This window comes from Streptomyces sp. NPDC030862, assembly GCF_055571835.1.
On sequence record NZ_JBVIEN010000007.1, the window covers coordinates 492521 to 502564 of the forward strand.

The window sequence follows — 10044 nt, forward strand, 5'->3', positions numbered from 1 at the left end:
GGCTCACTCGCCCAGGTGCCGTTCCCCTGCTCACTCGCCCAGGTGCCGCTCCAGCCAGTCGCCCGCCGCCCGGCGGAACAGCCGCCGGCTGTCCGCCCGCCGGAACTCGTGGCCCTCGTCGCGCAGCGTCAGCAGCTCCGCCGTCAGCCCCCGCTCGCGCGCCGCCCGCACGAACTGCTCCGACTCGCCCGGCGGTACGTTCGTGTCGTGCTCCCCGTGCACGGCCAGCACCGGCACCCGCAGCGCGTCGATCCGGCTCATCGGGGACAGCGCCCGCAGCAGCTCACGGTCCCGCTCCGGATGGCCGTACTTGTGCGCGGCCGACTCCGCGAGCCACGGCTCGGTCCCCGCGAAGAACGTGGTGAGGTCCGACATGCCGCACACCGCGATCCCCGTACGGAACAGCTCCGGATGCCACACCAGCGAGGCGAACGTGAGGTAGCCCCCGTACGAGTGGCCCATCACGGCCAGCCGCCGCGGGTCGGCGCGCCCGCTGAGCACCGCGTGCGCCGCGCAGGCGGCGACGTCCTCGATCGCGGCGAACCGCCCCGTACCGAGATCGGCGTCCACGAAGGACCGCCCGTAGCCCGAGGAGCCGCGCACGTCGGGCGCGAAGACGTCCAGGCCCCGGCCCAGCAACTCGTGGTACAGCGGTTCGAACACCGGCCGCTCCTGCTCCTCCGGCCCGCCGTGCAGATGGAGCACGCACGGCGCCGGGTCCGTGTCGGCGCGCCCGGGCGCCCGGTAGTACCAGCCGCCGAGCTCCAGCCCGTCGCGCGCCGTCAGGCGCACCGGCACCGGGCGCACGGGCGGCCGCCCCGCCGGCACGGCGTCCTCGTCCCGCGACGACCACGGCGTGCGCACGGGCGCCCCGCCGTCGGCCGCCCACCACACGCCGGGCCGCCGCTGCGACCCCGACAGGGCGAGCACCATCCCGGCCGGGCCACCGCGCACGACCCGCGTGACGACCTCGTGCGGCAGCCCGACGCGCCGGCCCGGCAGGCCCGACTCCACGTCCAGCAGTTCCAGTTCGCTCGCGCCCCGCACGTTCCACACCAGCGCGGCCGTACGGCCGTCCCCGAGGAAGGACAGCAGCTCCAGGTCGCTCCGCTCGCGCTCCGCGACGACCGCGACGTCCTTCAACTCCCCGCGCTCGTCCAGCCCGACGGCCAGCAGCGCCGCGAACTCCCGCTCGTGGTCGCTGCGCAGCCACGCCGTGCGCCCGTCCGCAGAGAAGCGGCCGATCCAGGGGTCGGCGTCCGCGACCCGCAGCACACAGCCCGTGCCCAGGTCGTCGGTGCGCAGCACCACCGCCTCGCGCCGCACGCGCGGACCCCGGCGCAGCAGCGCGAGCCGCCCGTCCGGGCTCAGGTCGCACACGCGCAGCGTGGCCGCACCGGTCTCGGTGGCCAGCAGCGTGGCCGCGCCGGGCTCGTCCGGGTCGACCAGGTACGCCGACAGCCGGTCGCGGGTGCCGCGCCGGTGCCCCACGTCACCGCGTCCGGCGCCGCCCAGCAGCGTGGCGTGCCCGTCCCGCTCCGCCCACCCGGCGGGCAGGCCCGCCAGGCCCGGCTCCGGGTCGCGGTACGCGGACGGCGGCTCGGCGACCGTGACCGCGACGGCCGAGCCGTCCCGCGCCCAGCAGCCGAGGTAGGCCGAACTGCCCGCGTCGGCGCCCGCGACGACCCGGCGGTCGCTGCCGTCCGGCCGCACGCACAGCACCCGGCTGTGCTCGCCGCCGCCCGGGTTGACGGTGTACGCGATCCAGCGGCCGTCCGGCGACCACGCCACCTCCGTCACGGGCTCCGGATCCGCGTCCAGCAGGTGCACCTCGGCGGCCCCGGCCCCGCCCAGGGCCGCGGCCGCCGGCCCGGTCCACAGCTGCGGCACGCCGCCGCGGTCGCAGAGGAACGCCACCCGTTCGCCGGTCGGGTCCGCCGACGGGTACCAGCACCCGTGGGACACCACGGGCTGCGGCGTGTCCAGCGGCCCCGCCGCCCCGGCCAGTGCGACCGGCACCGGGCCGGGGGCGGCGGCCGCCGCGTCGATGGCCGGCCGGCGGGTCAGCCGATGCCGTGCGTCTGCAGCCATAGCTCCAGCAGGGCCACCTGCCACAGGGTGTTCGCGCCCCGGTGCGTACGGTGGCCGTCGGGGTCGGCGAGCAGCTCCGCCACGTACTCCTCCCGGAAGATCCCACGCGCCCGCGCCTCGGGCGCGGTGAGCGCCTGCCGGACCCGCTCGTACACCGGGCCCGCCATGTGCATGATGGCCGGCACCGGGAAGTACCCCTTCGGCCGGTCGATCACCTCATGGGGCAGCAGCGCCCGGCCCGCGTCCTTGAGGACGCCCTTGCCGCCGTGGGCGAGCTTCAGCTCCGGCGGGCAGGCCGCGGCGAGCTCGACCAGCTCGTGGTCGAGGAACGGCACCCGGGCCTCCAGGCCCCAGTCCATCGTCATGTTGTCCAGCCGCTTGACCGGATCGTCGATCATCATCACGTGCGTATCGAGGCGCAGCGCCGCGTCCAGCGCCGTCTCGGCGCCCGGCTCCGCCATGTGCTCGTACACGAAACGGCGCGAGGTGTCGTGCGCGGGCAGCAGATCGGGCCGCAGCATCCGGGCGAGGTCGCCGTGCGGCCGGTCGAAGTACACCTCGGCGTACGTCTCCGGCTCCTGCTCGCGCGGGACCGCGGCCATCGCCGGGTACCAGCGGTAGCCGGCGAACACCTCGTCCGCGCCCTGCCCGCACTGGACGACGCTGACCTCCTTCGACACCTGCTCCGACAGCAGGTGGAAGGCGACCACGTCATGGCTCAGCTGCGGCTCGCTCATCGCGGCGACCGCGTTGTCCAGCGCCGTCGACACCCGGTCGGACGGCACCATCAGCTGGTGGTGCTCGGTGGCGAAGCGCCGTGCGATCAGGTCCGAGTACGCGAACTCGTCGCCGTCCTCCCCGCCCTCCGACTCGAACCCGACGCTGAACGTCGCCAGGTCCCGCTGCCCCTCCTCGGCCAGCAGCGCCACGATCAGCGACGAGTCCAGGCCACCGGAGAGCAGCACCCCGACCGGCACGTCGGCGACCATCCGCCGCCGCACCGCCGTGCGCAGCGCGTCCAGCACCGCGTCCCGCCAGTCGGTGGCGTCCATGCCCGCGTGCTCCGGGCGACGGGTGTAGGACGGCTGCCAGTAGCGGTGGTCGCGGTAGGAGCCGTCCGGCTCCACCACCCGCACCGTGGCCGCGGGCAGCTTGCGCACCCCGTTGAGCACGGTACGCGGGGCCGCCACCGTGGCCGACCAGCTGAGGTACTGGTGCAGGGCGACCGGGTCGAGCGAGGTGTCGACGCCGCCGCCCGCGAGGAGGGCGGGCAGCGTGGAGGCGAACCGCAGCCGGCCGGTCCCGTACGACAGGTACAGGGGCTTGATGCCGAGCCGGTCGCGGGCCAGCACCACGCGGCCCGTGTCGTTCTCCACGATGACGAAGACGAACATCCCGACGAAGTGGTCCACGCAGCGCGTGCCCCACTGGTGGTACGCCTTCAGCACCACCTCGGTGTCCGACGTGGAGAAGAACCGGTGCCCCAGGCCCCGCAGCTCCTCCCGCAGCTCGCGGTAGTTGTAGATGCACCCGTTGAACACACCGGTCAGCCGGGCCTCGCTGTCGGACATCGGCTGCGCGCCGTGCTCCGACAGGTCGATGATCTTCAGCCTCCGGTGGCCCAGCGCCACGGGGCCCTGCGACCACATCCCGCGGCCGTCGGGTCCTCGCGCGGCCAGCCGGTCGGTCATGCGCTCGACGGCGGCCAGATCGGGCCGCCCGTCGTCGAACCGGATCTCACCACTCAGCCCGCACATACGGCACCCCCCGCGCCGCCGGCCGTATCCGGTATGGCCGTATCCGGTATCTCGTCCATCCCATCCATCTCGTCTGTCACGGTTTACTCCTCAAGAACGGTTCCCCCCGGGTTCCCCGTTGATCGCGGAGCAATCCCCGCCGCCCGCCGCCCGGCCATCCGCACCGCAGGCCCCATGGCCAGTCCCGCCCCGAGGAACAGCGCGCCGAGGACCAGCCAGCCGGCCACTCCGCCGCCGATGACCAGCGTCGTCAGCAGCACCGGCCCCACCATCCGCGCCACCGGCATGCCCATACCGAAGAACCCCTGGTACTGGCCCTGCCGCCCGGCCGGCGCGAGGTCGAAGGAGATCTGCCACGCGCCCGCGGACTGCCGCATCTCGCCCCACACCAGCAGCACCGCCCCCGCCACCAGCACCACCAGCGCCGCCCACGCCGCGATGCCCGCGGCGAGCGCGAACACCCCGCACGCGGCGAGCATCAGCGCACCGCCGGAACGCACCGCCCGCACCGCCCCGGACAGCCCCGTCACCCCGGCGGCCGTACGCACCTGGAAGAGCATCACCGCGCCCGTGTTGAGCACCAGCAGCGCCGACACCGCCCAGCCGGGCGCGGCCGTGTGCTCCGCGACCCACAGCGGGAGGGCCAGGCTGATCAGCGGCATCCGCAGCAGCATGACCGTGTTGAGGAGGGTGACCAGCGCGTACGGGCGGTCCCGGAACACCGTCGCCGACCGCGGCCCGGCGGCCTCGCCCACCACCGCCCCACCGGCGGGGACCCGCGGCAACCTCCCCAGCAGCACCGCGCACCCCGCGAAGGCCAGCGCGTCGACGGCCAGCACGGAGAGGTACGCGGCCGGCGTGTCCAGGTGCAGCGCGACCGCGCCGATCCCCGCGCCCACCGCGATCCCGGCGTTGCCCGCCGCCTGCAGCCGCGCCAGCACCCCGGTCCGCGCGCCGGGCTCCACGAGCCCCGCCAGCAGCGACTGCCGCGCTGCCGCGAGCCCGCACTGCGCGACCGCGTACGCCACGACGACCAGCAGGAACGCCGCGTACGACCGTACGAACAGCAGGCCCGCGACCGACGCGGAGGTCGCCGCCGCCAGGGCCACGGCCGCACCGCGCGGACCGCGCCGGTCCGCGAGGTGCCCGAGCGGCACGCCCGCGACCGCACCGACCGCCCAGGCGAGGGTCAGCCCCAGGCCGATCCGGCCGGGCGTGAGCCCCACGACCCGGGAGAAGTAGAGCGCGGAGGAGACGTAGAAGGCGCCGTCACCGACGGAGTTGACCAGCTGCGCGACCGCGAGTCCGCGGGGCGCGGAGCGCCGCGGGCGCGGCAGGGAGCCGGAGAGGGCAGTGGGCTGGGACGCCGTGGGCAGGGACTCCGTGGGCAGGGACATGGGGCTCCTCGGTCGGAGGCGTCGGCGGGAACACCCCTCAACCTAGGCCCCCGAGCGGCCCACTCCCTGGTCCATTCCTGGCCGCCGCGACTGGGCCATTGAGCACCCCGGGGCCGGCCTCGGATGCGCGTGACGGCGGCCGCCCCGGGTAGGAATGACGGCGGAGGCGACGACATCATGACCGCGCACCTGAGGCTCATCCCGCGCGTCCACCGCCGCGAGCCCGGCGGACCGGACGACGAGCCCGATCTCGTACGCCAGTACCTCGCGCAGATCGCCGCGACCCCGCTCCTCACCGCCGGGGAGGAAGTGGATCTGGCCAAGCGCATCGAGGCCGGTGTCTACGCCGACGAGCTCCTCCACGAGGCGGACACCGCCGCCGCGTCGGGCCGGCGCCGCCCCCTGCCGCCGCGGCGCAGGCGCGACCTGGAGGCCGTGGCCCGGGACGGGCGGCAGGCCAAGGACCACATGGTCCGCGCCAACCTGCGGCTCGTGGTCGCGGTGGCCAAGCGGCACAGCCGGCGCGGGCTGTCCTTCCTCGACGTCATCCAGGAGGGAAACCTCGGGCTGATCCGGGCGGTCGAGAAGTTCGACTACACCAAGGGCTACAAGTTCTCCACCTACGCCACGTGGTGGATCCGCCAGGCGATCGAACGCGGCCTGGCGCAGCACGCCCGCACCGTACGCCTGCCCGTCCACGTCGTGGAGGACCTCTCCAAGCTCGGCCGCGCCGAACGCGCCCTCCAACCGCGCCTCGGCCGCGAACCGACCGTCGCCGAGGTGGCCGCCGCGACCGGCTTCCCGCCGGCGAAGGTCAGCCGGCTGCGCCGCGTCGGCCGTGACGCGATCAGCCTGGACACCCCGGTCGGCGAGGAGGGCGAGACGGTCGTCGGCGACCTCATCGAGGACACCGAGGTCCTCCAGGCGCCGCACGTCGCCGAGTACCGCGCACTGGCCGAACAGCTCCGCGCCGCGATCGGCGCCCTGCCGCCCCGCGAGGCGATGATCCTCACCCTCCGCTACGGCCTCCACGACGGAGAGCCGCACACCCGCAAGCAGGTCGCCGAGCACATCGGCCTCAGCACCGAGCGGGTGCGCCAGCTCGAACGCCACGCCCTGGCGCGGCTGCGCGCCCCCGAGGGGGAAATACCCCTGCTGGCCTGGACGGACAGCACCTAACATCGCGGTCCATGGGGACGTACATCGACGGATTGATCGAGGCCCGCACGGCGGGCGGGGCGTGGGAGATGGAGGTCGATCTGCTCGACTTCGACCTCTGGAAGGCGCGGGACGCCCGCGAGTGCCTGTTCGGCTACAACGATGGCCTTGGAGTGGACCGGCCGCTGTTCGACCAGCGGGGGTGGCCGGAGGACTCCTGCGACGAGGTGCCGAAAGAGGAGGACGAACTCAACCACAGCCACTCGTACGCGACGTGGGCCGAGATCGCGGCCGTCGACTGGGACGCGCCGGTCTGCGACCGCCCCGACGGAAACCGTGTGGGGGTGTGGCGACCGGGACCGGACGGTGAGCTCGTCCTGGACGAGGTGATCTGGCCGCCGGTCGAGGTGCTCGACGCGGCGGAGGAGGTCTTCGGTGAGGACCTGTTCCCGTCCGAATGGCCACCGGACGGTGAGGTCCATCTGAACGGCGCCGTGTACCGCCCGGTGATCTACACGGCCCGCATCATCGTGCCGCCGGACGGCCGTTGGGCCCCGGTGTGGGCGTCGATGCGCGCGCTGGCGGCCGAGTACGGTGACGAGAACGTCCGCCTGGTGGTCTGGTTCGGCTGAGTGAGCCGGAGCCGGAGCCCGGCCGGGGCTCGGGCCCGGGCGGTTGCGGGCCCCTGCCCCCGCCCCCGTACCCGACGCGGCGCTCAAGCCGGGTCCCGCCGTACCAGCTGCCCTTCCTCCTCGTACGGCCCGGTCTTACCACCCGCTCTTACAGCCCGAACACCTCCGGCCGGTCCGCCAACGTGCGGAAGCGTTCCCGGGGATCGGCGAGGAGCCTGCGCTCGTGGAGGTCCATCAGGCCGCCCACTCCCGGGGGTGTCCGACCATCCCGGGCGTGATGACGTCAGCCCTCGCTGCGGGGCGCCGTCGCGACCTCCAGCTGGTGGTCCGCCCAGACGTAGGTCTCCGGCAGCAGGTCGGTGATGGCGACGGCGCGGATGCGGTCGCCCGCGCCGACGATGACCCTGATGGCGGGGAAGTAGTCGAGCAGCACCTGGCGGCACCGGCCGCACGGGGGGACCACCCCTCGGTCACGGTCGCCCACGGCGACGATCGTGTCCAGCTCGTAGGCGCCCTGGGCGGCGGCCGTGCCGATGACGACCAGCTCGGCGCAGGGGCCTCCCGTGAAGTGGTAGGCGTTCACCGCGGTGACGATCCGGCCGTCCCGGGCGCGGGCCGCCGCCGCCATGGTGTGGTTGTCACCCCGGCAGCGCGTACGGGCGACGTCGGCCGCGGCCTGGATGAGCTCGTGGTCGACGTAGTGTGGCTGGCTGTTCATCTTCTCCGCTCTCGTCGGGTGCATCAGGTGACGGTGACGCGGGTGACGAGGTACCGCAAGCGAATATCCGCGCCTGGGACCGTCCGCAGGAACCGGCTGACCGGCCGACGGCGCGCACACCAGTGAGGGACGTCATGACCGACCACCTGACCGCCGCCATGGCGATGCTCGGCCCGGCGCCGAACCGCTCCACGGATCCGGCCGCCTGGGACCGGCTCCACGCGGAGCTCGGCGTCCGGCTGCCGCCCGACTACCGGGCCCTCGTGGACGCGTACGCTCCCGTCCGGCTCAACGACCACCTCTACCTGCACCACCCGGCGACCGAACGCTGGAACCTGGGCCAGTGGATCCGGGACACGGTCCGCGCCTGGTCCGACGTGTCGTGGGCCGACCTGGACCCGGACGAGGACCCGCGGCTGCTGTACGGGCTGAAGGAGTTGAGCTTCGGTACCCGCGACGGGCTGTGGCCGATCGCGAGCACGGACCGCGGAGAGACGGTCTTCCTCGTCACCGAGGGCGGCGCGGCCGCTTGGCTCCTGACCGAAGACGGGGAGGCCGGCTGGGCGCGGTACGACATGGGTTTCGCCGAGTGGCTCCACCGCTACCTCGTCGGCGAGGACATGGCGGGTCCCGACAGTGCGGCGTTCCACCCCGGCCCGGTGCGGCTGTGCCGGCTTCCGGTGCCCCCGGACGAACGGCCGGAGCCGTGGTACGGCCCGGACCGCGGGATGTGACGGCGCCGGCGACCGCCCCGCGTCAGCCCGCCTCCTCCCGTGCCCCCGTCACCGCGTCCAGCAAGCCCGGGAAGGCTTCCTCCACCTCGGTGCGGCGCAGGGCGTTCATCCGGGAGGTGCCGACGTAGTACTGGCGGATGAGGCCCGCCTCGCGGAGGACCTTGAAGTGGTGGGTGGCGGTGGATTTGCTGACCGGCATGTCGAAGGCGCCGCAGGCGATGTCCTCGCCGGCGGTGGCGAGTCGGGTGACGACACTCCGGCGTACCGGGTCGACGAGGGCCTCCAGGACCTGCTGGAGGGTCACCTCGGACAGCTGGGGGTGGGGCGGCGTGCGTTCCATGGAGACATAGTACGACTGGCATCAAAGTTTGACGGCGGTCGAACTTGTGTGCCACGGTGAACCGCGTTTCCGAGAGGGAGGACGGTTCCATGGCAAGGACGGTGCGGTTCCACGAGGTCGGCGGGCCCGAGGTGTTGCGGATCGAGGACCTGGAGCCGGGCGAGCCGGGACCCGGGGAGGTGCGGATCCGGGTGGAGGCCATCGGGCTCAACAGGGCCGAGGGGCTGTTCCGCAGCGGTCGCTACATCGAGCCGGTCAAGCAGCTGCCCGCACGGCTCGGCAATGAGGCCGCCGGGGTGATCGAGGCGATAGGACCGGAGGTGACCGGTTTCGCGGAGGGGCAGGCCGTCAGCGTCGTACCGAGCTTCTCGCACAACGACTACGGCGTGTACGCGGAGAGCGCCATCGTCCCCGCCGCCGCGCTCATGCCCCGCCCCGACGGGACGGACCCGGTGGCCGGCGCCGCGGTGTGGATGCCCTACCTCACCGCCTACGGCGCGATGGCCGAGGTGGGCAGAGTACGGGCCGGAGACGTGGTGGTGATCAACGCGGCCTCCAGCAGCGTCGGCCTGGCCGCCATCCAGACCGCCAACCGCCTGGGGGCCACGCCCGTCGCCGTCACCCGCGGCCGGGCCAAGCGGCAGCGCCTGCTCGACGAGGGCGCGGCCGACGTCATCGTCTCGGACGAGGACGATGTGGCGGGACGCGTGCTGGCGCTGACCGGCGGCAAGGGCGCCGAGTACGTCTTCGACGCCGTCGCCGGGCCCGGAGTCGTGGAGCTGGCCCGGGCCGTCGCCGCCGACGGGACGCTGTTCCTGTGGGGCGCCCAGAGCGGGCAGCCGACGCCGTACCCCGGGTTCGACCTCGGCATGCCCGCGGTCGCCCTGCGTACGTACACGATGCTGGAGATCACCAGGGACCCGCAGCGGATGCGCCGCGCCACGGCGTTCATCGCCTCAGGCCTGCGCACCGGCTTCCTGCGCCCTGTGGTGGACCGCCTCTTCCCGCTGGAGGAGATCGTGCAGGCGCACACGTACATGGAGTCCAACGTCCAGTTCGGCAAGATCGTCGTCACCGTGGGGACCTGACACACCGCTCGCACCGCGACCGGCCGCGGGGGGGAAGCGGGAGGGGCCCGTAGCGGGAGGTGGGCCGCGTTCTTCCTTGTCGGGCTTCTCTCTCTCCCCTCCTTCCACCCCCCCCCCCCCCGCCGTTCG

9 protein-coding genes are annotated in these 10044 nt (G+C 74.0%); 4 read left to right on the plus strand and 5 right to left on the minus strand.

From position 1 onward, the window contains the following. Positions 1 to 30: 30 nt before the first annotated feature. The 3 genes from ACZ42X_RS21585 to ACZ42X_RS21595 form a co-directional block, all read right to left on the minus strand. Positions 31 to 2091: a S9 family peptidase gene (locus tag ACZ42X_RS21585; RefSeq protein WP_468292367.1), complete on the minus strand. Its 2061-nt coding sequence runs from the start codon at positions 2089 to 2091 to the stop codon at positions 31 to 33. Further along, positions 2064 to 3848, minus strand: a complete 1785-nt coding sequence (locus ACZ42X_RS21590; protein ID WP_468292370.1) for an N-acetylglutaminylglutamine amidotransferase — start codon at positions 3846 to 3848, stop codon at positions 2064 to 2066. The genes ACZ42X_RS21585 and ACZ42X_RS21590 overlap by 28 nt, the downstream gene beginning before the upstream one ends. Before the next feature lie 83 nt (positions 3849 to 3931). Next, positions 3932 to 5245, minus strand: coding sequence for an MFS transporter (locus ACZ42X_RS21595; protein WP_468292373.1), 1314 nt, complete (start codon positions 5243 to 5245; stop codon positions 3932 to 3934). Between the two features lie 177 nt (positions 5246 to 5422). On the opposite strand from ACZ42X_RS21595, the gene ACZ42X_RS21600 reads away from it, so the two are divergent. Further along, entirely contained in the window at positions 5423 to 6424 is a 1002-nt protein-coding gene (locus ACZ42X_RS21600; RefSeq protein ID WP_468292376.1) for a sigma-70 family RNA polymerase sigma factor, read from the plus strand. A gap of 11 nt (positions 6425 to 6435) precedes the next feature. After that, complete coding sequence (locus tag ACZ42X_RS21605) at positions 6436 to 7035, plus strand: hypothetical protein (RefSeq protein ID WP_468292379.1); 600 nt, start codon at positions 6436 to 6438, stop codon at positions 7033 to 7035. A 283-nt stretch (positions 7036 to 7318) separates the two neighbouring features. On the opposite strand, the gene ACZ42X_RS21610 is transcribed toward ACZ42X_RS21605, so the two are convergent. After that, the gene (locus ACZ42X_RS21610; RefSeq protein WP_468292382.1) at positions 7319 to 7753 is read right to left on the minus strand and encodes a cytidine/deoxycytidylate deaminase family protein; all 435 of its coding nucleotides are present in this window, start codon (positions 7751 to 7753) and stop codon (positions 7319 to 7321) included. A gap of 134 nt (positions 7754 to 7887) precedes the next feature. Here ACZ42X_RS21610 and ACZ42X_RS21615 point away from each other — a divergent pair, with 134 nt between their 5' ends. Next, positions 7888 to 8487 (plus strand): SMI1/KNR4 family protein, encoded by a 600-nt coding sequence (locus ACZ42X_RS21615; protein WP_468292384.1) that lies wholly within the window; start codon positions 7888 to 7890, stop codon positions 8485 to 8487. Between the two features lie 22 nt (positions 8488 to 8509). Here ACZ42X_RS21615 and ACZ42X_RS21620 read toward each other — a convergent pair whose 3' ends face one another. Further along, positions 8510 to 8827 (minus strand): ArsR/SmtB family transcription factor, encoded by a 318-nt coding sequence (locus ACZ42X_RS21620; RefSeq protein WP_468292387.1) that lies wholly within the window; start codon positions 8825 to 8827, stop codon positions 8510 to 8512. Between the two features lie 89 nt (positions 8828 to 8916). Between ACZ42X_RS21620 and ACZ42X_RS21625 the strand changes: the two genes are divergently transcribed. Then, positions 8917 to 9915, plus strand: coding sequence for a zinc-dependent alcohol dehydrogenase family protein (locus ACZ42X_RS21625; RefSeq protein ID WP_468292390.1), 999 nt, complete (start codon positions 8917 to 8919; stop codon positions 9913 to 9915). Positions 9916 to 10044: the final 129 nt, after the last annotated feature.

Excerpts from the sequence above, each read along its gene's own strand:
- ACZ42X_RS21585 (WP_468292367.1), bottom strand. The coding sequence starts at position 2,091 with ATGGCTGCAGACGCACGGCATCGGCTGACCCGCCGGCCGGCCATCGAC.
- ACZ42X_RS21590 (WP_468292370.1), bottom strand. The coding sequence starts at position 3,848 with ATGTGCGGGCTGAGTGGTGAGATCCGGTTCGACGACGGGCGGCCCGAT.
- ACZ42X_RS21595 (WP_468292373.1), bottom strand. The coding sequence starts at position 5,245 with ATGTCCCTGCCCACGGAGTCCCTGCCCACGGCGTCCCAGCCCACTGCC.
- ACZ42X_RS21600 (WP_468292376.1), top strand. The coding sequence starts at position 5,423 with ATGACCGCGCACCTGAGGCTCATCCCGCGCGTCCACCGCCGCGAGCCC.
- ACZ42X_RS21605 (WP_468292379.1), top strand. The coding sequence starts at position 6,436 with ATGGGGACGTACATCGACGGATTGATCGAGGCCCGCACGGCGGGCGGG.
- ACZ42X_RS21610 (WP_468292382.1), bottom strand. The coding sequence starts at position 7,753 with ATGAACAGCCAGCCACACTACGTCGACCACGAGCTCATCCAGGCCGCG.
- ACZ42X_RS21615 (WP_468292384.1), top strand. The coding sequence starts at position 7,888 with ATGACCGACCACCTGACCGCCGCCATGGCGATGCTCGGCCCGGCGCCG.
- ACZ42X_RS21620 (WP_468292387.1), bottom strand. The coding sequence starts at position 8,827 with ATGGAACGCACGCCGCCCCACCCCCAGCTGTCCGAGGTGACCCTCCAG.
- ACZ42X_RS21625 (WP_468292390.1), top strand. The coding sequence starts at position 8,917 with ATGGCAAGGACGGTGCGGTTCCACGAGGTCGGCGGGCCCGAGGTGTTG.